Genomic DNA, 22,168 nt, shown 5'->3' with positions numbered 1-22,168 from the left:
ATACAATCCAGTCAGCCAACCACATTAAAGGGTCCGACTATTATTTTTGACTACTTGATACAGCAATATCAAGTAGTCCTTTTTAATTTATGTTGATTCATTATCTATTATACAAAATTTCCATTCTGATAACAAAGGAAGACTTCACTAATAGCCAATCTTCAAATATAAACCATTTCAATAAAAACACATCTATCGTAACTGTTTATGAGAATTCGGAATTGTTAAACTATTAATAACTTCCAGGAATACACTTGAAACTTAAATCTCTCAGGAGGGATACAAATGGAGCAAAAGTTACATTTAATTCCGTATCAAGTGAATGCCGTGTTCGAAGAGGTGTCTGAGGTTCCAAAGGGTATTGAGCTTATAGCAGCACCAAAAATTTGGGAGAATTCTAAAGGCAAAGGAATCACCGTTGCGATATTGGACACAGGATGCGACGTCACCCATCCTGATCTGAATGGACGTATTATCGGCGGACGAAATTTCACTGATGATGATCATGGAAAACCTGATGTATACACTGATTATAATGGCCATGGAACCCACGTGGCCGGCACAATCGCTGCCATCCATAACGGTACAGGAGTAGTTGGTGTCGCACCTGAAGCAAATTTATTAATCGTAAAGGTACTTAACAAAGCCGGATCAGGCCAATACGACTGGATCATCAATGGAATTAACTATGCAGTTGAACAGAGGGTGGATATCATCTCCATGAGCCTCGGCGGTTCTGTGGATGTACCTGAGTTGCGTCAAGCTATTCAAAATGCAATTGCAAATCAAATTCTAGTAGTTTGCGCTGCTGGAAACGAGGGCGATGGGCAGAGTTCTTCAGATGAATTAGGCTATCCTGGCTGCTACAATGAAGTCATCAGCGTCGGATCGGTTAATCTGCTGCGCCATTCTTCTAAATTTTCAAATTCGAATAATGAAGTCGACTTAGTAGCCCCTGGCGAAGAAATCCTTTCAACGTATTTAAATGGAACTTATGCAAAACTAAGCGGAACGTCAATGGCAACGCCACATGTTTCCGGTGCCCTTGCCCTCATAAAAGAAATTGCCAATAAAAAATTTGAGCGCAATCTGACAGAAGACGAACTATATGCACAATTAATCAAGAGAACGGTTTCTTTAGGGTTCTCCCCAAAATTTGAAGGCAACGGATTACTGTACTTAGCAGCAGAGGAATACTTGTCTGATGTGTTCAACCACAAATTAGCTGCACAGCTGTTGAAAATATAAATGGAAAAGCTTGAATTGCTATATGGTGAATGGGAATCGGCCAAGGCAGACTTTTTAAAATTCAAGGAAAATCGACCTTATTATGATGAAAAGAAAGATAAGGAAACCAGGCATCAATACTATCAGAACATTTCATTCACAGATGCCAATCTTTCAGACAGCCTTCACACATTGCTTGAAAAAACACATACGGATCACTTAACCTACACACCGCACCGATACGTGTACCCTTGGGTAGATTTGCAGGAAAACGGTTCATTAAAAAGCCTTTATTCCGGAAAAAAGATGGACCCTCTTTCTGTCATAGAGGAGGACATTCAGCTCCACGAAATGCAAGCAAAAGGATTAATCAGCATCTTTTCGGATCAACTTTTTAACTGTGAACATGTAGTGCCTCAATCATGGTTCGATAAAGAGGAACCGATGCGAGGCGACTTGCATCATCTATTTGCCTGTGAACCCACCTGCAATAGCAGTCGGAGCAACTATCCTTACTACGATTTCGGCGATTATAACCCTGAAGGATTGATTTTAGGGATTAAGGATGGCTGCGGGAAGGCTGAAGAACATAAATTCGAACCAGAATACGGCAAAGGAATCGTTGCCAGAGCAACACTCTATTTCCTCATTCGCTATCCAAATACAATAAAAAAAGAACAAGCGAATGTCTCCTTATTGCTAAAATGGCATCAAACATTTCCGGTATCCATCTATGAAAAGCACCGCAACCTTGCAATCCAAGAACTTCAAGGCAATCGGAACCCGTTTATTGATTTTCCGGAGATGGGAGAACGTATCATTACCTTAGTAAAATAAAGTGACTGATTGAAATCTCCTTTATCAAGTGGTCTTTCTAGTTTGAAAAATTGCATGGAGAGCACAGTCAATCCCTTTAAAGGGACCGACTTACTATTCGACTACTTGATGCACCAACATCAAGTAGTCCTTTTTAGTTTATGCTTATTTACCATTACAATCACTAGGAAGACCATACACAATCAGCCAATCTGCAACAAATAGCTGCCCTTTTATTCCTATTTAATTTTTTCACAACGTTCTGTTGTTGCGCGGTTACGGATTCGCTGTTCCAGCTGTCTTTTCGTTAAAGTGCGGCTTTCCTCCAATAACTGTGCAACCAATTCATACGTTCCATAGGTTGCTTCAATATCAACCGTTTCGTACTCGGTATGTTCATGTTGGTAGCCGACGGAAAGGTTAATGCTGTTGATTCCCTGTTCTGCCCAAATGCGGGTATCACTGCTGCCTCCTTTTACTGCATGCCAGCGGTTTCGGTGCACACGATGGCCGATCTGTTCAACTTTTCTTGCAAAGCTGTCTGAACAAAAAGGAATATACCCGCCGCAGGAAGTAACGATGTCCCCCGTCCCTCTCCGGTCTACAACAAAGGCCATATCTACATCCCATAGAAACGATTTTGCTACTCGCTTCGCTCCAACCAAGCCAATTTCCTCTTCCACGGTAAAGGCAAATTTCACTGTCCCCTGAAAAGCACTATTTTCCAGGCTTTTCGCGACCGCAAGCAACACACAAACCCCGGCACGATCATCTGCCCCCAATACACCTTCGCTCGAGGACCAAATCGACCCGTTTTTAAGGATTTTGCGCCCATCCATGAAATAATCCACCGTATCCAAATGCGCATTCAGCAAAACAGTCGGCCCATTCCCTTTTCGCACTTGCGCCAATACATTCCCATAATGGTCTACTTCCAGATAATCAACATGTTGCTTTAACTGACTGACCACAAACTCGCGAATCGTCTCTTCTTCCCCACTAACACCATAAATTGAAAGCAATTCTTCCAATAAAGAATAAAAGTCGGGCTTTTTCATGAGCGGGTTGGCTTTTTCCCATAATTCATCTACTTCTTCACTGGTGATGTTCGCTAATCGGCCTGCAAATAATGGAAGCTCCTCGCGATTCACCCGAAATACTAAACCAAGGTTGTTTCGGTGACTCGCCAAGCCCGCATGCTGCAAAACCGTTTGCGCTTCTTTGGCCCCCTCGATAGTGCTGAAGAAAATTTTCGCATTTCTTGCATCATGGCCATCACAACTAAACGTCGTTGCCAGTCCTAACCGATTGAGCTGCATCACCAACCCACGAACATAGAGATCCACCGTGTGAATGGCCAGTTCCTCGGGCGAGAAAAGCATTTCCCCTGTTGATTCAAATAAGCTTTCCAGTATTTCAATAAAATCTGACTCCAGCATCTCATCCACCAACGAGATGCCGCGCTCCGCCAACATGTTAACCACATCAGCATAATGCTTTTCGTTTTCCTCGTTGGAATTTTTCAAGCGGCAATTTCCCTCTTCCATTTCCAATACAAACCCATAACGTGTCATTAACTCCATTACTGAAACTGTTGCCATCCAAAACCCTCTCCTTTTCCTTGTTCCCTTGTGGAACTCTATAATCGAAGTATAAAGGAGAGCTGAGACAATCTTTGTCTCAGCTGGAAAGCCTGGTACGACAGCGTTTTGGAGAAGAACCTAAAAAAGCAGGCTCGAAGCGCTGCTTTGATTTTACTCCGCGAAATCGCTTTGGCGGAAGACGACGATATAGTTGGTTGCGGCAAGTTGTATCTTTTGTGGATAACGCTCTTGAAAAGTTCCTTCAGGTATTTCTAGAATTCGCAACCCACTTTCCCGTACTCTTTGATTAATCCTGGTCATCGTTTGATTAACCGCCCGCCAGTTTGCGTTAGGATACTCCATTCTAAAATCATCATAGGTAATGACACCATTCTTTAATATTTTCTCTAATATAAGACGCAGCTTTTCACCTAGACCGACGTTCAAAGCTTTTGGATTATGTGGCCCAACTTTTATAAACACTTCCGATTCGATAAAGCTGATTAAGATAACATCTCCATAGTCTCCAGCTTTAAATTTCAAATACTCTTCAAGACTTAAGGAACGCTTTTCTCCATTATGGAAAGCCAAATAATGTTCGGATTGATATTTCAGCATATCCAGCACTTCATCCAATGACTTTCCTTCAATCTCCCCAAAATCAAATTGAGCTTCTTCCACGTTCAGTTCATTCACTTTTGCCAAACTATGTTTCACAAGTTGACCTGCACAATAGCCGATAAACATATGCGCCTTGATTTCCTGGGCTTTTTCTAAAGGAAAAGTAACATTGCTACTATCATTTTTTCTGAGCGCTTTTTCAAAATTAGTTATGGCGTTCAGGTACTCGCCCTTTTCCATCCAAAAATACCCGTACCGATAATGAACTTCCGCATTTTTCTTATCATGCTGAATGATTTCCCTAAACTGATCACGCAAAGCCTTCTCTCTTTGTTTAATGGCCTGCCTGCCGATTCTATCCTCATCATGTTCATAGTCTGCTCTTAGTCGTTCATACTCGTATTTTGTCTGTCTTAACCGTTCCATTGGGTCACCTCGATTTTAAAAAAATTGAGCTAGCTTTAGAGTTTGGCTGCTAGCTCATTTAAAACTTTAAAGGAATTATGTTTTAACTCACTAATTGAAATCTCCTCAATATAATCTCTATATAAATGAAGCAGATTATTTTTAGTCCAAACAAACTCATGTTCACCAAGAAGGAAGGATCTAACTTTACTATTACGGTTCACCACTTTCGAATCTAGTTCTAGCATAACATCACTAGATTTCCCTTTTAGCATCAACCAAAGTTGGCGTTTTTCGTCAGATGAAATAAATAGTTCAGGAACATTATTAGAATCGTTATATACATGCTCTTCCACCAAAATCGGTTCTTTGAGTACATATCCATCCGATTGAATTATATCTATTTTCGAGGCCCAGGATTCTACCTGAAACAAAAGGTGTTTACCTTTCCGTTCCACCTTCACAATATTACCTTCTTCTCGAATCCCTTCAGAAGTAAATAAGGCAATTTTTTTCGCAGACTTCCATTGTTCAGGAAGAGAATCCTTCGGCACTTGGATTCTTCTTTCTAGAAGTACTTTTTCCAGATTGCCATTCATAGGAAGAATGAGCACATAATCAACTTTGGTTTCATATAGGAACTCTTTTGTTCCTATTGGCAGAATCCCCTCCTCCTGCAATTCATCCGCGCTTTTATTTAATAGATTATCGATAATAGCCTCCACCAAATCCGTTGCGTGAGGAAGGAATGGCAGCCCGCCAATATTTACTTTTTCGATACTTTTATATAAATCATGTTCTTGATAACGGTCCGTATCATTCCAAGGAAATAATACATACGCTCCAAAAGCAGTCCGCTCGAAAACACCATCGCTTTCAGCTACAATTGCATCCCGATAGCGGTGCATTGTATTGATGTCATCCTCCATAGGACCTGGACCATTCTTATTTTCATCGTTGAGGTTGATTCGATATTTTGCATCAAAGATATATTGGTAATGATAATCCCGTCCAAGCTTTTCGATACTTAACATTGTATCGGGTTTTTGATTCACGGTAATTTTCTTTTTGGTTGTATATTGATACTGAAGAAGGATGATTTCACCCGTTTCGTAATTCCGAAACACCCTTTTCGCTCCACTATTTTGATTCAAATTCACAACCAGCCCATCACTTGACACCTTAATGATATCTTGGGAAATTTGTTCGCACTTTGCATTCAGAATTTTACCTAGCTTAATAAATGTCCAATATTCATACAGCGTGGCAATATCCTTAATGGACATTTTATATAGCTCACCCTGCAAGATAATCCCTTTTGATAGGATTCCGAATATTTGGTAGACGTCCCGGTAGCCCGCTGCCATTTGCATGACCAAACTAATGACGGAACGATCCAATTTGCCGATGCTTCGCCAGAAAGGCATTTTAATTTTTTGTTCCAGCTGGCTTTTCATTCGTTGTAAAGTAGACAGTATTTCCGGATCTGGGACCTTTTCAAATCTTTTATTGGATATAGAATTTATGGCTTGATAAAGAGCTTCAATTCTTGCATAAAGACGCGTTAACGTCATTTTCACATAACGGTTTTCATGAGTATCGTTTGTATGAATCTTTTTGATTAACAGTCCTTTACCAGGCAGCATTTGGGTGCCATTGATAGGAATGCCTTTTTCCACTTCAACAAACAGATTGGCATTCTTTCTTAAGAAAGCACGCCCCCTGCTGTCTTGCTTTCTCAAGCGATCTCCTCGTACTTCTTCATGAATGGTGACTAAACGGCGATGCGGCCGCTGCTCAATTAGATGTATTGCTTTCATATATTCTTCGAAATGCTTCTCAAGCAATCGATAAAACTCTACACCAGTTGGTTCCTTATAAATCTCAACAGAACCATACAAATAAGTTCTTTTAATAAAAGCATAAGCCAGATTATAGACTTCCTCAGTTACTTCATCCAATAAAGCCCGATAATCCTTTTTGTAGTCCAGTTTTGTAGGGTAAACTTCGATTATTACTGATAATAGGGTTTTATCCTGCCCATCTCTGATTTCAAAATTGCTAAACCCCACTTCATTTTGAAAATGCAATGTTCCAGTCAGTGCTTTGGTATTAAGAAATGGATGGATGGCATTTCGAAACCCTTCGTATTCATGCCAGAATTTAATGGCTTCATCATCTTTGGGCTGTACTTGCAATTCATACTTGCCATTTTCAAAGAAGATAGGCAAAAATGGTTGCCCATTCGCTTCTACAAGTTGCTGTGTTCCAACATCAAATATTTGAACCATCGCTTCCTCTGAACAGCTAAAATACATAGCTTCTTTATCTTCAATAAAAGATTTATAGCTGTCCTCATTGTATCTTTGCAAGTCGAGATTCCCCGCTATAGCCAACTTTAAATCCACTGTCTCGATCGTTAGCAGTTGAATCCCTTTAAGAAATCCAGAATGACGTGAATCCATCGACATCCAACCTTCCCAACATTTCCTCAATTTTCTTTGTGCATCGAGGATATGAACTCAACTCTTCCTTTAAGTTATTCAATACAGGTCTTACAACAGCTTCCATCCCACCAATGCGCGGCAATATCTTCTGCATAATACAAAAATCCATCGCATCATCCGGCGAAAGCAATTGGCCGCCCTCTTCATTATGTGCCATATAGAAACAAATCTCATCGCGTACACGGTATCCGACTTGGGCATGGATGGGTATAAGGTATTCGTTTATTTTTTCAAGCTTCTCGGAGACGTCACGAATAAGCTTCTCATGAGAAGCAAAGGCATCTATTAAATGAATGAACGAAGATTCCAAGACTTCATTTGAAACAGGTACAGGCTCCACCGTCTCACTGTTTGTTATGGAACCAAAATTCATTAACTTGATTTCATTGAATTCAATTGTATTGGCACGGTCCAACACTTTCTTGCTAAACGGATGCGTTGTTTCGTCCATGTTCACTGTTCCGATTATGTATAAGTTCCCTGGAATTGTTAGTGACTCTTCTTCTACGGTAATAAGCGTTGAAGAAGTAATCTGCCCATCCACTCTTTTTCTGCTCTCCATCACACTCAACACATCACTAAAATAGTATTCAACCCGCGCCAGGTTCATCTCATCCAATAATACAAAATGCGGCTTTTTCGGGTTTTGGTGAGCATGTTCCAGCATTTCCGTTAAAGGACCTTTAACAAAATCCCCTTTGATGTCTGTATAACCAAGCAGTTCCGAACTATCGCTCCAGTCAGGACGCACCGGAATTAACTTGAACTGATTGTTCTCTTCCGTTGCACCGATTGCCTCAGCGAACAATTGAACAATTTTTGTTTTTCCTGTTCCTGAGATTCCTGAAATGATGACGAAGGGTTTGGTCCTCAAGGTAAGATACAAATTTTTAATGTTATCCTCATAATAGTAAAATCCCTTTGACTTCAAAAAAACGTTAATGTGATTTATCATCCGAGAGTTATCAATATCAATTAAGTCATACTTTTTAATGCAATTATTACCATCGTCTTCTGAAAAAGATTTAAAAGGCTTAATAGACCTTAGTAACTTTTCAACCTCTTTTTTTAAACTCCCTGCTTCAGAATATTTCATATTATATAAAAGATTTCTATTATTATGGTTGTATACAGTATAAAAATCCTGCATTACAAGGATATTAAATTTCCAGTGCTCTCCTCCAGTTGAAGTTGTTCTCATATCTTCTTTTTTCATCAATTGAACAGAGAAATCATTCAAATCAGCAATTAAGAAGTGCTTGTTATGACGAAGTAACAAAAGACCCTTTTTGCCGCTATAATAATATCTTTCAAGATTTGTTATCCTTAGGTCAAACCAATTTGAGCCATTTTGAATAGACGGAGAAATTATAAAAAGATCTTCGTTTTGAAAAACAACTTCAGCACCTTTTCTATCAACATTTAATTTCTCTTTTAAAATTTCCACATTTACATTACCTACTTCGGAGCTGTACGCCAAAAAACATCATCCTTTATCCTTACTGAACATTCGTTACCTAAAAAGCTCTTACCAATTTTTTCTCTTTTGTAGCAATATTGTATCACCCTCTTTCTATAAAAGTTTAATATTTAACTTAAAATATTACTATTATAATAGTATAATCTAGTATGTAATAACTAAGGAGGTAACCGAAAATGTTTGATATAAACTCTCCCGAATATATTGAATTCTGGGAAAATGAGTATTTAAAACAAATATATCATGTTTTAAGTATTGATCTTGATAAAATGTTGGATGGTTTTCAGACAAAAGAAGAGATAAGAGAAAATTGGGAGCAATATTTGGGGCAGGAAACATCAGATTTTGCTGTAGGATCTGAGCGAATTTTTTATTGGCTTTTTAATCAATTTGGACAGCCCAACTCATCTCCTATTGGATCTGATATGTTTTTTGAGACTTATAATGCATATGTACATATTGATATAAAAACAGTTACAACAGATAATATCGGGGACATAACTAAAAATATCTTCGTTGGCAATAACCAAAATAGCTACGAAGGTTTTATAAAAGTCAGAGGAAAGGAAGATAGACCGTATAAAGGCAATTTACCTAAAGTTTACAGAAAGTCTAACGGAACATTAAAGCCATGCTTTACTTACTTTATTTGTATTTTGTACGATAAATCCGGGAATATTCATATGATTCTCCTTACTTGCATGCCTAATGGAATTTTGAAGAATGTTTATCTAGACGAACCATTAGTAGCCGGAAAGAATCCAGGCAAAATACGATTTAATTATAAAGACTGCAATAAATTTAAATTATTAAATAACCAAAGCCGATTAAAAATTATCCTTTGGAACGAAAACATGCCTAGCGATATTTACAATCGCATTAAACATATCAAAGAATTAGTTGGCCCTGAAGATCTCTTGTACAGCAAAAAGGAATCTTTATAACAGCCTTCATTTACCTATGCGTTATATTTTCTTTATAAAAAGAGAAATCCTTTTATATTGAATATCTTTAAAAAGATAGCTATAATAGAACATAAGTTCCCGTGCATTCTATTTCTCTCTACTTCAAGGATGCCTAATTTGCATTTGCGGTCAATTTACGGTATTATAAAAAAGTAAATAGAAAAAGGATGAAATATATGACACAGAAAAAACTAATCGCTTTATTTTCAGGCGCCGGCGGAATGGATTTAGGCTTTAAAAATTCCGGTTATGATATTCTTTGGGCGTGTGATTTTAATAAGGATGCGGTAAACACATATAAAAAAAATATAGGGGATCATATTGACCTTGTTGATATAAAACAAGTTGATTCTAAAGATATTCCAGGCTCTCCTTATGAAATCGATGTAATTATTGGAGGTTTTCCCTGCCAGGGCTTCAGTATTGCAAACACTAGCCGAAGCATGGAAGACGAAAGAAACTTTCTATATCTAGAAATGCTAAGAATAATTAATGATAAAAAACCAAAGTTCTTCGTAGCAGAAAATGTAAAAGGATTAATCTCTATGCAAAATGGACAAGTAATCAACATGATAGTAGAAGATTTCAAGAAAATTGGCTATCAAGTAGATTACCGTGTATTAAATGCTGCAGATTATGGCGTTCCACAAGCTCGCGAGCGTGTAATTATAATTGGAAACCGAATTGGAGTCGAAAATATTTTCCCTGAACCAACACATGCCGATTTTTCAAAGAATAGCTTCGATTTATTTTCAATTGACAAAGCTTTACTACCCCATATTACAGTAGAAGAAGCAATAGGATTCTTAGCAGATGTTGAAATTCAAAATGGTAAAACTAAAGAATATACAGAAGTAAATGGACTAAAAATATATAATCATGTCGCTTCTACAACAGTTCACGATACATTCTTCGGCAGAAAATACGAGGTAGATCAAGCTGAGATCTGTGACTATTTAAAATATTGGCGAAGCAAGTCTGGTTGGAGTACTAAAAAAATAGATGAACATTTCGGCTATCGCCATACTGCTGGCCACTGGTTTAGAAAGGATAATAAATCCGGTAGTATACCTAAACCTTCTGATTGGTGGGAATTAAAAAAATTATTAGGTTTTGATGATAAATACGACGAACAAGTAACTACATTTATAGAGAAAGAAATTAAATTTGAGCAATCTCTTAGAATTACAAACTGGGATAGACCTAGTGATACAATAACAGCAACTTCTCCGGAAATACACGTTAATAAACAAAGAAGACTTTCTGCTCGCGAATGCGCGATTCTTCAATCATTCCCGAATGATTTTATTTTTACTGGCAGTCTTAATTCTATGTACCGACAAATCGGAAATGCTGTTCCAGTTTTATTAGCGCAACAAATTGCTACAAAAATAGCAGAGCAAATTGAAAGTTCAGAAACTATAACAGTATAGTGAAAATATAGTATATTTATGACCTTCCCCATAATTGTTTACGTGACTAAACAGTTATGGGGTTTTTTACTGCAAAATTTTAGCAAAAGGCAGGAAGCATAGTTTACTCAAAAACAACACAAACTTACCCCATACATGTTTTATGGTAAATTGTTCGAATTTGTTAAGTAACACAGATTTAATTACTTTAGAAAAAAAATATTTTGATATTCTAGAGAAACATATTAGTTGCAATTTAGGTTCTATATTAACTCAAATTAATAACCAAAAATTAATTAGTTCTAGTCCTACAGGAGCTAGGATTAACAGAATTGAACATGCTATTGAAAATATTATTGAAAGTTTAATAAGCAGGCATCTTCAATGGCATATATCTTCGATGACAATAAGCTCAGATTCCTGTTTTGAAGTTGGTGATGCAATTGTGCATATTGATTCTAAGACCATTTCTAATGATGATGGGGATGCAATCAATAATAAAGTGACAATTGAAAAAGCACAAACATCTTACGATTCCCAAAATCAATTATTTGTATCAGGAATGAACTGGTTGCCGTTATTAAATCATTATGAAAGTCATGATTATTTCGGTGAAGTCCCAAATTTTAACATATGTCGTTAAACTTGTTTATTCAAGCGATAATAATATCCAAAAAATCTCACTTATCTCTTTGCCAAACGGCCAACTCTCTGCAATATTCGGTGGAGTCCGCATTCTTGGTGCTGGTCGAGCAAATAATGATAATGGTGATAGAAAAAATATTCGTTTTTTAATAAACGAAATCACAAATACACCGAATCAAGACTGGAGAGAAAAGGTTCTTTATGAAAGAAAATAATTAAAAATAAGGCTATCTACACAAAATCTGTGTTTGATAGCCTTATTTTATTTGTGAAAAAGCAATATTAAAATAACGTTCTTCCTCATCTCAAAACCACTCCTGCCTTAATTTACCAATTAAGAACATTTTATACACCACTGTTATATATGCTTTGATTAAACCTCATGCTATTTACTATAATTTCCGTGCTCAAATGACTTTTTATCATTTAATCTTGTCGAAGTATCTGCCTTTTATTAGCAAAGTAATTTTTAATATTTACATTATGGGGTAGGGTAAAATAATAGCACTATAAAGGAGGGTTAACCGATGACAGATAATGTTTCTAAAGAACAAAGAAGCAAAATAATGAAATCCATTCGTTCTCAGTCCCAACTTGAAAACTCCATAACGAAGGAGCTTTGGAGAAGAGGATATAGATTCAGAAAAAACACAAAGTCCATGTTCGGAAAACCAGATATATCTATACAAAAGTATAAAATTGTTATATTTATCGACTCTTGTTTTTGGCATGTCTGTCCTCTTCACAGCAACAAACCTAAAAGCAATCTGGAATATTGGGAAAAGAAACTTCTACGGAACCAACAGCGAGATATTGAGGTAAATGAATATTATCTAAGTCGTGGTTGGTATGTAAAAAGAATATGGGAACACGAAATTAAAAAGGACTTTTACGAAGTGATAGAGGATATTTCCAATTTCATTGATAATGTAAAGAAATCAAAGAAAAAATGCCTTGGTAGTTAACTTATGTACCAAGGCTAATAAGCTCACACTAATTGAAACTGCTAATTTCCTCTAAGTTAATAGCATTTCCACTCTGTTTTCAATTGAACTTGCACAAGTTAACCTTACTTAATATGGATGAAAGTTTCGAAATTTCTAAATAATTATTTTGACTTTCCATCAAGTGCTGACTATTAATTCAACTTAATTACCGTCTCATCATAAATAATTTTAAGCTTTCTCAGAATTCCTTGCAATTCTTCTTTGTTATATAAAGCATCCAGAGAATTTATAATCCTCGTTATATCCATATCTTCAATATCTATCGTTTCAGAAAAAATACGACTGAATTTAGCTTCTATTTCAAGGCCTTTTTTGGTGAATTTAATACCCTTTTCCATCATGCTTTCCATTAACAACACACGTTTATCCGCTTCAATGGGCCCTACTTCTAATGTGAAGTAGAAGGAATCCGATTTAATATGGTACCAAAACAGAAACGGTCCATTGTCCCACCACCATTTTTCCCTTGTTTCACCTAGTTTCTCCTTAAACAAATCAAACAATGGAATTTTAAATGATATATATTTAGAAGATATACGATAGTCCGATTCAGGGATACTTTTCATTTCCATCCACTTTTTAAATGCTTCTTGAACATGTGCTGGATTGTTTTCCACTGCTACGGAAGTTGTCCCTTTCATGGGCTGTTCATTATTTAAAATGGCCGCCATTTATTGTCGCAACAAGGAAAATTCATGACCGTTATATAAATCAACCATTGCCTGGGTCAGTTCGTTTATATCATCCCACTTATTCACATCCATTTTTTGTGTGTAGAATCGAGTATACCGCGCTTTTTCCAACTTCGAACTCTCTTTAATCGATAATCCTGCCATTTCCAATTGCTCAAGTAAATTTAATCTCGAGATATATTCAAGCGGCCCAATTTCAGCATTCATACGCAATCGACTATCATTTGTTTGTTTAAACCAACGATAAGCCCTTTCCCCAACCAATAATTCGCTTCTTTTACAGGAAAACGGCTAATTTGCTCCCATTCAGGGGGCAAAAGGTTCGGTACCGTTGGATGCGCTTTATAATGAACTTGACCATCAAACTGTTGCTGTATGAACTGTTCAAAACTATAGGATAGGATATTTTGGCCATGTTTATTAACATATTGAATCGTGTCCCAATATTTCATTATAAATTCAAACTGATAACCTGATTCGAAATGTAATTGTTTAAGAGCTGGTGATTCTTCAATTAATCCTTCGATTGTTTGCTTATGATTTCGATAAATTTCAATCGCTTGCAGTATTTGAGTTTGGTTTGGATAAAACTTTTCTTTTAATACCTGGTTATAATCTTCGATAAACTTATAAACATTATCGCTAATTTGGTCTTTATATAGCATAAGGACTGCATGTAAGATTGATTCAATCCGTTCATAAGTCAGGATAAAATACTGCTTGTTGGTAGGCTCCTCCCCATCAAGCGTTAAATAGATAGGAATAATCGTAAAATCTTTAAATGTTTCATCTATAAAATTTAAGTAATCATCTAACTGATCTTTTGATTCGGTCGAATAAAATTTGTTTTCAATCAAGAGGACTGTTTTCGTTTGTTGATTAACGATGAGCAAATCGATAAAACGATTATTAGTAGTTTTTACTTCTCGATAAACATGGCTATCCATTAGGGATTGGTTGAGGATATCCCCTACTGTTTCATATTGCACGTTATTGCTGTTTTCTTCGGATAGTATGAGATGCTCAACCATTTTACGTAAAAAATAGTCACGTAAACCATGGTTTTCCCTTGGATTCAATAGCCACCCCAATATATTGGAATGGCGGATTTCGTGGTTCTCTAGTTTTAAAACTTTCAATGTATTAAATGAATTAACTTGTTGATTAAGCTGCTGAAAAGTTGCATCATTTTCTAGGTTGAATAAGTCTCTAATTTCCATGTGATACTACCCCATTTAAAGATAATTTGAATTTAATTTAAGACTTTTTTCTTCTCAAACCCAAATACCTTCCGCAACCGCTTCTCAATCATCTCTTTCACTTCATCTTCCTCTAATAAATCAAGTACCATTGCACCACCAGAGATATTCAGGTATTTATTTGCTTCTACGAAATGGGCACGTTTAATGTCTACCCCCTCATCTCGCAACTCTACTAATGCACGTAAGATGCCTTTTGTTATGGCAGTATTTGATGTGAAATTACTTGAGAAGAACACAACGCAACGAGCGGAGAAATCTGCTGAACAAAAGAATTCTGTAAGCCAGTATGGGTTTTCTCTATGGTTCTCATCATACGTCATGTAGCCCACCCACCAAAGACGGGCTAAAATATGAACAAACAAGGAGCGTTTTGCACCGTTTGTAAAGAAAACAGCCGATTGGATACGTTTATCATTTTTCTTTTCGATGTCTTTGGCAATTCTGTAATTAATATAGTCACGTAGTTGAACATGCGCAAGACCTGCCCATAATCGTTCCTGCGTAGCTTGGGATACTGTTAGATGCTTTAAAGAGTCGTAGATTGCCTTCACATTTTCATAGTCACTTACTAAGTAATCATCTCCAAAATTAAGTTCAGGCTTCTCAAACTCAATCTTCGACTCAATCAATCGGCCTTCTTCTTTAAAATATGCATCAAACCAGGCATCATCTTTCTGATAATAATGCGGCTTGTAAGTTTCAAAGTTTACACGAAGGTCTTGTAAGGTGTCTTCCGATAAAAATTTGATTTTCATCAATTTACTCAGCCTCCGCTTCGTTCAATTTCTGGATTTCGTTAAAAGCTTTTTCAAGCGGGTTTTGTAAAACCATTTGAGCCGCTTTTAACACCGGTAATGTGCCATCGACAATATGACTGAATGGTACATTGTTCTTTTTGAAAATTTGCTCCAACACTTGGTACCATTTATACTCGCTATAATCCGCGCTATCTTCCTTCAAGGCATAAAAGACATCTATTAAGCTAGGCAGAATTACCAACGAAAGAATCGTTTCTTTTAATCTTGAACCAGCATTTTGTGCATAAAGGTCGTACTCCTTCTTTGGCAGCTCGATGATAATTTGAGGCGAATTTAATGAAACCACCATGTCTTTTGCACTTTCCGAACGGCGAATCGTCACGATTGACGGTAGGTTTTGCGACTCTTCATCTTCTTCAAATAAAGTAATTTCGACCGCTTCCCCAAGTGCCAAAATATTCCCCTTTTCAAAAGTGATCGGGAAACCTTTATAAAAGTCATTTAGACTTGGATTATCGTAGTTCTCGATTCTTTGATTGGCCAATATAAACGGATGGACATCCACTTTTCCGCGCAAACGGTTGTCTGGAACGGTTGCCACGATATACGGATCTTCAGATTGAAAGATTTGACGGTAACTCGTTTGTGGACATTCAATATGCAATGCATATTTAGCTTTTCCCTCGGTTATCAATTGTGAAATCGTTGAATCCTGTAAAGCTGATTTAAGATTGACATATAGTTGGCCGAATGACTTTTGTGCTTCAATCGTTGTCTCAAACGTCGAATTTTTGTAGTTATCATTCTCGTTTGATAGGACCGGGTACGGGAAGGAATTATTAAATTTCAAATAAATCGACCTCCAGTACGCAATATTGCTCATAATCTACTTTTACCCGGATATCTTTCGGCTTTTTCCCCGAAACATTTTTAAAACGGACCGCATTTTTATGGATACTGATAATTTCAATATCCGTTGATTCTACTGAAACGACCGGGAGGATATAATCGCTTTGCTCTCCAACGACTTTAAATTCAAGCTTCCCTTTTTCAAACTTTTTGTCCGGTCTAAAGTTCACACGATACAGGCCTTCCTCTTTTTGCAAGCAAATATAGCGAGTGTCTACATCGATTGGTTTATTCTTTTCTTTTTCACCTTCGCCGTCTTTTGCGCCGCCTGTACCTTCGTCTGCTGCCCCTTGTTCTCCGTGTTGGTTGCCCGTACCGCCGCCTTTTCCTTCACCTTCATTCTTATCATCAAAAGAATTGCCGGCTGTTTCACCTTCAGGGGTAATACCTACATCTGCGAGTTCATCCTCAAAGTTTTCCTTCGGCTGTTTTTTCTTCAGTTTCTTTTTTGGCTTTTCTTTTTTCTTTTGAGCAATCGTCTTAATCTTCATCGTAAGGGATTCTTTCTTTTCTTCTCCCTCCCCGGCAACCGTTGTGGTATCCGGCAAGAAGTCGCTTAACCCGAAGGCATCCATCGTGTCAGTTGTTTCCGTTTGGAATTGCTGTTGTACTGTTTCACGTACGAATTTACGCAATTCACGAAAGGCTTTGTCCGCTTCTTTGGGTGCTTCTTCAATCCGGTTTGGCTCCCATTCCGTGTGTGCTGGGTTTTCCATTCGTTTAAACACTTGGTTCATGTGTTCGCCGTTGATAATCAGGATTCCTGTGAAAGAAATACTGCCGCTGATGCGGTTTTGCTCGAAAAGACGCATTCCCGCCTTACGGGTCATAAGTACGCGGCGATTCAGGTCTTCCCCTTTCATGATATAAAGAGTGGCTTCGCCTTCTTCAAAATTGCCCAGTTTTTTATACTCTTTGGCCGGGTAAGGAATTTGAATTCCCTCTTCGGAAGTAAGAAGCTTGAAATACGCTTTTACATGGCGGTTGTCTTCATTGGCATCATCCAGATTTGCAATGAGCCTTCCTATGTTTTCATGGGTGATGGTTTCATTGTCCACTTTGACAATGAGTTTTTTCTGCCAGATTGTGATAAAGAAGTTAAAGATGACCGAGTTTCGAATTACTTCAATCCAGTTTTCTTTCGGTTCAAAAGCAGCTACATAGATATCTGTCCCTGTTTCATTCCGTTCGAAGGCAGGATCCAGGTTCAACGGGCCCGGAATGGCAGTGGAATTCTCATGATTTGTAAAGTAACCAGTTCCCAATGTATTGAAGTTTGGTTCCTTTTCAAATGACATGATGTTGGCTACACCAATATGGGACTGGTAATTCGCCATATCATAAGAGGTATAAAACAAAGTTCGAAGTTTTGAGTTGGCAAACGGAGCCGATTTCCCGATTCCGAAGCTTCCCCCTGAGCTATCTCCCTTGTTGGATGAACCCGCTTCTCTGACCAAGGAACTCCAAGGTGTCCCCAGTTCGCCAGTTTGCGCGCCTTCTAATCCTTTTGTGTTGAAATCACTGATTCTTAAGAATGGAATTTCATCTTGTTCTAATATGTATTTTGCCTGATCTACGAACTGTTCGATTTTTGCATTTTTGCCTTTCCATGTAGCTTCACATTTATCAAAGGCCTGAATCAGTTCCTGACGCTCTGGAAAACGATGTTTTATTAGATTAAAGCTTTTAAACTCCACGATGACCGGTTGTGATTCATCCTTCACCGCATCGAGTGAGTTCTGGCAGATTTCACGAGTTAGCGAGTCTAATTCATTCCCGCGAAACGTCTCAATCCCCGCATTATTTATTGAATTGATGGTCCCCCCAGCGGCCGCCGGGAAATTCCAAAATGGCTGTTGCATGTCAATCTCCTTTTCTTACTATAATACTATGACTATTGTAATATTATAACAGAGTTAGATCTTGAGACAATTAGTGGTTATGTGGTACTGATGCATAAATTTGTTAAATTATTGACTTTTGGATAATAATTTCCTATAAAAAAAGTAAAAAGATTAATACGAAAATGAGGAGAATTGCCTCTCATTGATTTAAAGAAAGCCTTGAAGAACAAAAAAATCCTACTTTACTAAACAATAATTCACTAGTAAAGAAGGATTTAGTATATTAAAATTCAAAGAATTCTCTTGAAAAACTAGTTTGAATTCCCTTCTATCTTTTTATAACTCTTGATGTAATTAAAACCATTTCGAATATGAGTGCGAATGGCCGATTCTGCTTTCGCTACATCCTTTTCCGCAACGGCTTCAATAATATCTTTATGTTCTTGATAGATTTCTTGTTTACGAATTAAACTGTACGAAGAGAAATTCCGGTCATGTAAAACTATCTCACTTATTTGAGATAGTAGCTTTTCTAACATTTGATTGTTTGCGTACTTGAGCAATACGTTATGAATACTCGTATTGATTTCATAAAATTCTGTAGCATCAATCGTTTCAAGTGATTGGTCTACTAACTCTTCTAATTGCTGCAATCCTACTTCATCAATATTATCAATTGCTAGCTGAATGACTAAGACTTCTAATGATTCTCGGCAAGCATATACGTCTTCCATTTCCTTTTCATTGAAAGACTGAACAATTGCACCACGCCAAGGGATAATTTTGATTAAACCCTCTGATGCAAGTCGTCGAAATGCTTCACGGACTGGCGTTGCACTTACGTTTAACTGTTGCCCGATTTCATTTTCTTTCAATTGAGTGCCAGGCTCAATTTCTCCATTAATAATGGCTGTTTTTAAGTCTTCGTATACAATTGTACTTAGCGTTTTCCTCTTGATATCTTTTAAATTGTCAATACTCAATATTACTCGATTCCTCCATCACTGGTTGTTTTTTTCGTTTGGTTAATTTGCTAATATAAGGTGCGGTAATAATGATTAAAATGATTAATAAAAAGATTAGAGACACAGGTCGAGCAACGAAAATTCCTAATCCTTGTTCAGACATAATTAACGACTGCCTAAGTGTATTTTCAGCCGTTGGACCCAACACTAACGCAAGAACAAGGGCTGCCGGAGAGTAACCATATAATTTCATAAAGAAACCAATAATGCCAAAAATAATAAGAAGCCAAACATCTAAGATACTATGATTTAAACTATATGTTCCTACTAGACATAATACTACAATTATTGGAATTATTAATTTATACGGTACTTTCACAATATACAAGAAAAACGGAATGGCTATTATATTAATCGCAAGTAAAATGATATTTCCTAAATACATACTTGATACAATACCCCAAGTCATTTCAGGGTTTGTCGTCATTAATAGTGGACCTGGTTGTAAACCATACATTAAGAATGCACCAAGTAATATGGCCGTCGATGCAGAACCTGGAATTCCTAAAGTTAATAAAGGCACCATTGCACCAGAAGTCGCTGAATTATTCGCGGCTTCAGGACTAATTAGTCCAGGCATATAACCCGTTCCGAATTTTTCTGGAGTTTTCGACACCTTTTTCTCAATTGAATAAGAGAAGAATGATGCAACGGTTGCCCCTGCACCAGGAAGTACCCCAACTAAGAATCCAACGATTGAGCCTCTTAAAAAAGCAAATTTATTTGCCATCAGCTCAACCCAACTTGGCCAATTCTTTTTATTTCGAAGCGATAAATCAACATTTTTATTAACTTCGGCATCTCCATGTGCCCCTGCATATACTTGATATAATAATTCACCTATGCCAAATAAACCAATTGTAACCGTGATAAAACTAATACCACTAATTAATTCGGGCGATCCGAAAGTATACCGCTGATTGCCAGTAATAACGTCTACACCTACCGTTGCAATGGCAAGACCAATCAGTGCTGAAATAAAGCCTTTCAACTTACTATCATCTGTCATCCAAATTAATGTTAGTAACCCCAGAAGCATTAATAAGAAATATTCTGGTGGACCAAATTTCATCGCTAATTTTGCGAACATTGGTGCCAAAGCAAATATTAAGACAACACCAATAGTCCCTCCAACAAAAGATGCGATTGCTTGGGTGATTAACGCTTTCCCAGCTTGCCCTTGCTTCGCCATAGGATAGCCATCAAAAGTAGTGACGACAGCAGCTGAGTCACCGGGTGTATTAATTAGGATTGATGTAGTCGCTCCACCATACTGTGATCCATAGTAAATACCTGCTAACATAATAATTGCCCCTGTTGGATCAAACGATAAAGTAATTGGTAATAAAATAGCGATGGCCGCTGAAGGCCCGAAACCAGGGATGATTCCGATAATCATCCCGATAAATGCCCCCGCAAATAAGAGAAGGACATTTGTGAAGGTTAATGATGCAGAAAATCCAGTAATCATATTAGTAAAAAAATCAGCCATAGTTTATCTCACCTTCCTTTAACTCTCAAATATGCCCATTGGTAATCCTACATTCAATGCAATTTCAAATAATAGGAAAATAAAGGCTGAAAATATGATTGTTGTTATAATATTGCGCTTCCAAGTCTTTTTACTTAATAACGTCAGAACGATAAAAACAAATAAAGCTGTAGATACTAAAGATCCTAAAATATTAAATAAAAATGCATAGGCTAAACATGCTAAACTTAGCAAACTTAAATCTCTTAAATAGGTTAGGTTAAATGAATCCTCCTTATTTTTCTTATAATTACGAACCAAATCATAACCTGTTAATACAATTAATAATACACCGATCATCTTCGGTAAAAATCCACTTCCCGGGACTCCATCTTTCATAAATGGTAATGATATTGCTAGTGAAAAATATACAGCAGACGCAATAAAAACTAAGAGATTGAATATATTTTTCATCGTCATGATGTCCACCCCTTTTCCCCTTTATTTAAGTAAGACTCTGTCAAAACGACAGAGTCTTTTTCATTACTTATCTGTGTCTTCTAGTGAAGTTTTAAATGTTTCATTCGTTTTATTTAAAAATTCAGTGAATTCATCGCCGAATAACATGTATTCTGACATTCCATTATCGCTTAGGTACTTCTTCCATGCTTCAGTTTCGGAAACTTGTTTCATCGCATCAACCCACCATTTTTTTACTTCTTCGTCCACTTCACCGGGTAATAAAATACCACGTGGTTGAGATAAGTTTACTTCGTATCCTAATTCGATAAATGTAGGAACTTCAGGTGTATGTTCGATACGCTCTAAACCTGAAAATGCTAAAGGTTTCATAAGTCCACCTTCAATTTGTCCAAGTGAACGTGCAGGGTTCCCTACAATTGCATCTAGACTATCTGAAAGTAAAGCTGTTGCTAATTCACCTGCACTTTGGAATGGAACATAATCAAATTCGAAGCCAGCTTCTTTTGCAAATAAAGAAGGAATAATCATTTCATCACTTACTTGTCCAACTCCACCAATTTTCATTTTCTTTTCGCCTGCAGCTGCGATAAAGTCATCTAATGTTTCGTATTTCGAGTTAGCATTTACTAGGAAGTATAAATCGTCTGCACCCATTAAAGCGATTGGTGTGAAGGATTCATAAGAGAAATCAACTTCAGAAACTAAAGGTGTTGTAAATAAACTTGCACTTGTTGGTGAAACATAGTATGGGTTCCCTGTTTGATTTGTAAAGAAGCCCCAACCAGTTGCACCACTTCCACCTTCACGGTTCTCAATTTTAATGTTCTTTGTGTAGATGTCTTCCGACTCCATAATTTCCATAATCTTTCTGATATAAAGGTCCGTACCACCACCAGCTCCAAAAGGAATGATGACATTTAATGTTTCTGTAGGATATGAATCTGTGCTATCTGCATTAACACTTATCTTTTCACCATCCGAGCTTTCTGACCCCGAGCATGCAAACAAAATGACAGAGGTAATGAGTAATAAAAATGATAATAAAAGTTTTTTCAT

General features: G+C 37.2%; 21 protein-coding genes. 7 read left to right on the top strand and 14 right to left on the bottom strand.

Going from position 1 to position 22,168, the window contains the following annotated elements:
- Window positions 1–285: 285 nt before the first annotated feature.
- Both D1B33_RS12545 and D1B33_RS12540 read left to right on the top strand, forming a co-directional pair.
- A complete protein-coding gene (locus tag D1B33_RS12545; RefSeq protein WP_118876736.1) occupies window positions 286–1,248 on the top strand; it encodes a S8 family peptidase in 963 nt (320 codons plus the stop codon).
- Window positions 1,249–2,064 (top strand): endonuclease I family protein, encoded by an 816-nt coding sequence (locus D1B33_RS12540; RefSeq protein WP_118876735.1) that lies wholly within the window; start codon window positions 1,249–1,251, stop codon window positions 2,062–2,064.
- A gap of 218 nt (window positions 2,065–2,282) precedes the next feature.
- On the opposite strand, the gene D1B33_RS12535 is transcribed toward D1B33_RS12540, so the two are convergent.
- The 4 genes from D1B33_RS12535 to D1B33_RS12520 all read right to left on the bottom strand — a co-directional run bounded on the left by D1B33_RS12535 (window position 2,283) and on the right by D1B33_RS12520 (window position 8,639).
- On the bottom strand, window positions 2,283–3,644 hold the full coding sequence (locus tag D1B33_RS12535; RefSeq protein WP_118876734.1) for a M20/M25/M40 family metallo-hydrolase: 1,362 nt from the start codon (window positions 3,642–3,644) through the stop codon (window positions 2,283–2,285).
- Window positions 3,645–3,797: 153 nt separating this feature from the next.
- A complete protein-coding gene (locus D1B33_RS12530; protein ID WP_118876733.1) occupies window positions 3,798–4,673 on the bottom strand; it encodes a tetratricopeptide repeat protein in 876 nt (291 codons plus the stop codon).
- Window positions 4,674–4,708: 35 nt separating this feature from the next.
- Window positions 4,709–7,117 carry a restriction endonuclease-like protein gene (locus D1B33_RS12525; protein WP_158582973.1) on the bottom strand — a complete coding sequence of 803 codons (2,409 nt, stop codon included), beginning with the start codon at window positions 7,115–7,117 and terminating at the stop codon, window positions 4,709–4,711.
- The gene (locus D1B33_RS12520; RefSeq protein WP_118876731.1) at window positions 7,089–8,639 is read right to left on the bottom strand and encodes an McrB family protein; all 1,551 of its coding nucleotides are present in this window, start codon (window positions 8,637–8,639) and stop codon (window positions 7,089–7,091) included. Before D1B33_RS12520 ends, D1B33_RS12525 begins: the two co-directional genes overlap by 29 nt.
- Window positions 8,640–8,815: 176 nt before the next feature.
- Between D1B33_RS12520 and D1B33_RS12515 the strand changes: the two genes are divergently transcribed.
- The 5 genes from D1B33_RS12515 to D1B33_RS12495 all read left to right on the top strand — a co-directional run bounded on the left by D1B33_RS12515 (window position 8,816) and on the right by D1B33_RS12495 (window position 12,626).
- On the top strand, window positions 8,816–9,583 hold the full coding sequence (locus tag D1B33_RS12515) for a PDDEXK family nuclease (protein ID WP_118876730.1): 768 nt from the start codon (window positions 8,816–8,818) through the stop codon (window positions 9,581–9,583).
- Window positions 9,584–9,780: 197 nt separating this feature from the next.
- A complete protein-coding gene (locus D1B33_RS12510) occupies window positions 9,781–11,037 on the top strand; it encodes a DNA cytosine methyltransferase (protein ID WP_118876729.1) in 1,257 nt (418 codons plus the stop codon).
- Window positions 11,038–11,197: 160 nt separating this feature from the next.
- Window positions 11,198–11,659: a hypothetical protein gene (locus D1B33_RS18345; RefSeq protein WP_147370408.1), complete on the top strand. Its 462-nt coding sequence runs from the start codon at window positions 11,198–11,200 to the stop codon at window positions 11,657–11,659.
- Window positions 11,628–11,876: a hypothetical protein gene (locus tag D1B33_RS12500; RefSeq protein WP_118876727.1), complete on the top strand. Its 249-nt coding sequence runs from the start codon at window positions 11,628–11,630 to the stop codon at window positions 11,874–11,876. Before D1B33_RS18345 ends, D1B33_RS12500 begins: the two co-directional genes overlap by 32 nt.
- 312 nt (window positions 11,877–12,188) lie before the next feature.
- On the top strand, window positions 12,189–12,626 hold the full coding sequence (locus tag D1B33_RS12495; protein ID WP_118876726.1) for a very short patch repair endonuclease: 438 nt from the start codon (window positions 12,189–12,191) through the stop codon (window positions 12,624–12,626).
- Between the two features lie 173 nt (window positions 12,627–12,799).
- On the opposite strand, the gene D1B33_RS12490 is transcribed toward D1B33_RS12495, so the two are convergent.
- The 10 genes from D1B33_RS12490 to D1B33_RS12445 form a co-directional block, all read right to left on the bottom strand.
- The gene (locus D1B33_RS12490; RefSeq protein ID WP_118876725.1) at window positions 12,800–13,339 is read right to left on the bottom strand and encodes a hypothetical protein; all 540 of its coding nucleotides are present in this window, start codon (window positions 13,337–13,339) and stop codon (window positions 12,800–12,802) included.
- Window positions 13,340–13,567 carry a hypothetical protein gene (locus tag D1B33_RS12485; protein WP_118876724.1) on the bottom strand — a complete coding sequence of 76 codons (228 nt, stop codon included), beginning with the start codon at window positions 13,565–13,567 and terminating at the stop codon, window positions 13,340–13,342. It lies immediately after the preceding gene.
- The gene (locus D1B33_RS12480) at window positions 13,564–14,580 is read right to left on the bottom strand and encodes a PDDEXK-like family protein (RefSeq protein WP_118876723.1); all 1,017 of its coding nucleotides are present in this window, start codon (window positions 14,578–14,580) and stop codon (window positions 13,564–13,566) included. The genes D1B33_RS12485 and D1B33_RS12480 overlap by 4 nt, the downstream gene beginning before the upstream one ends.
- A gap of 32 nt (window positions 14,581–14,612) precedes the next feature.
- A complete protein-coding gene (locus tag D1B33_RS18655; RefSeq protein ID WP_233549475.1) occupies window positions 14,613–15,377 on the bottom strand; it encodes a DUF6339 family protein in 765 nt (254 codons plus the stop codon).
- Window positions 15,378–15,381: 4 nt separating this feature from the next.
- Window positions 15,382–16,230: a hypothetical protein gene (locus tag D1B33_RS12470; protein ID WP_118876722.1), complete on the bottom strand. Its 849-nt coding sequence runs from the start codon at window positions 16,228–16,230 to the stop codon at window positions 15,382–15,384.
- Window positions 16,220–18,151, bottom strand: a complete 1,932-nt coding sequence (locus tag D1B33_RS12465; protein WP_118876721.1) for a hypothetical protein — start codon at window positions 18,149–18,151, stop codon at window positions 16,220–16,222. The genes D1B33_RS12470 and D1B33_RS12465 overlap by 11 nt, the downstream gene beginning before the upstream one ends.
- Window positions 18,152–18,444: 293 nt before the next feature.
- Window positions 18,445–19,116, bottom strand: coding sequence for a GntR family transcriptional regulator (locus tag D1B33_RS12460; protein ID WP_118876720.1), 672 nt, complete (start codon window positions 19,114–19,116; stop codon window positions 18,445–18,447).
- Window positions 19,106–20,650 (bottom strand): tripartite tricarboxylate transporter permease, encoded by a 1,545-nt coding sequence (locus D1B33_RS12455; protein WP_118876719.1) that lies wholly within the window; start codon window positions 20,648–20,650, stop codon window positions 19,106–19,108. Before D1B33_RS12455 ends, D1B33_RS12460 begins: the two co-directional genes overlap by 11 nt.
- A gap of 18 nt (window positions 20,651–20,668) precedes the next feature.
- Window positions 20,669–21,109, bottom strand: a complete 441-nt coding sequence (locus D1B33_RS12450) for a tripartite tricarboxylate transporter TctB family protein (RefSeq protein ID WP_118876718.1) — start codon at window positions 21,107–21,109, stop codon at window positions 20,669–20,671.
- Window positions 21,110–21,172: 63 nt separating this feature from the next.
- Window positions 21,173–22,168, bottom strand: a complete 996-nt coding sequence (locus tag D1B33_RS12445; protein ID WP_118876717.1) for a tripartite tricarboxylate transporter substrate binding protein — start codon at window positions 22,166–22,168, stop codon at window positions 21,173–21,175.

This window comes from Ureibacillus yapensis (genome assembly GCF_003515775.1).
Taxonomy (GTDB): Bacteria; Bacillota; Bacilli; order Bacillales_A; family Planococcaceae; genus Ureibacillus; species Ureibacillus yapensis.
The sequence above is the reverse complement of the archived record's forward strand: the minus strand, read 5'-3'. Positions and strand labels throughout refer to the sequence as shown.

What these genes read in the sequence shown, in the direction of transcription:
- D1B33_RS12450 (WP_118876718.1), bottom strand. Translation starts at nt 21,109, where the DNA reads ATGACGATGAAAAATATATTCAATCTCTTAGTTTTTATTGCGTCTGCT.
- D1B33_RS12485 (WP_118876724.1), bottom strand. Translation starts at nt 13,567, where the DNA reads ATGAATGCTGAAATTGGGCCGCTTGAATATATCTCGAGATTAAATTTA.
- D1B33_RS12490 (WP_118876725.1), bottom strand. Translation starts at nt 13,339, where the DNA reads ATGGCGGCCATTTTAAATAATGAACAGCCCATGAAAGGGACAACTTCC.
- D1B33_RS12445 (WP_118876717.1), bottom strand. Translation starts at nt 22,168, where the DNA reads ATGAAAAAACTTTTATTATCATTTTTATTACTCATTACCTCTGTCATT.
- D1B33_RS12465 (WP_118876721.1), bottom strand. Translation starts at nt 18,151, where the DNA reads ATGCAACAGCCATTTTGGAATTTCCCGGCGGCCGCTGGGGGGACCATC.
- D1B33_RS12495 (WP_118876726.1), top strand. Translation starts at nt 12,189, where the DNA reads ATGACAGATAATGTTTCTAAAGAACAAAGAAGCAAAATAATGAAATCC.
- D1B33_RS12455 (WP_118876719.1), bottom strand. Translation starts at nt 20,650, where the DNA reads ATGGCTGATTTTTTTACTAATATGATTACTGGATTTTCTGCATCATTA.
- D1B33_RS12510 (WP_118876729.1), top strand. Translation starts at nt 9,781, where the DNA reads ATGACACAGAAAAAACTAATCGCTTTATTTTCAGGCGCCGGCGGAATG.
- D1B33_RS18655 (WP_233549475.1), bottom strand. Translation starts at nt 15,377, where the DNA reads ATGAAAATCAAATTTTTATCGGAAGACACCTTACAAGACCTTCGTGTA.
- D1B33_RS12545 (WP_118876736.1), top strand. Translation starts at nt 286, where the DNA reads ATGGAGCAAAAGTTACATTTAATTCCGTATCAAGTGAATGCCGTGTTC.
- D1B33_RS12535 (WP_118876734.1), bottom strand. Translation starts at nt 3,644, where the DNA reads ATGGCAACAGTTTCAGTAATGGAGTTAATGACACGTTATGGGTTTGTA.
- D1B33_RS12530 (WP_118876733.1), bottom strand. Translation starts at nt 4,673, where the DNA reads ATGGAACGGTTAAGACAGACAAAATACGAGTATGAACGACTAAGAGCA.
- D1B33_RS12480 (WP_118876723.1), bottom strand. Translation starts at nt 14,580, where the DNA reads ATGGAAATTAGAGACTTATTCAACCTAGAAAATGATGCAACTTTTCAG.
- D1B33_RS12525 (WP_158582973.1), bottom strand. Translation starts at nt 7,117, where the DNA reads ATGGATTCACGTCATTCTGGATTTCTTAAAGGGATTCAACTGCTAACG.
- D1B33_RS12540 (WP_118876735.1), top strand. Translation starts at nt 1,249, where the DNA reads ATGGAAAAGCTTGAATTGCTATATGGTGAATGGGAATCGGCCAAGGCA.
- D1B33_RS12515 (WP_118876730.1), top strand. Translation starts at nt 8,816, where the DNA reads ATGTTTGATATAAACTCTCCCGAATATATTGAATTCTGGGAAAATGAG.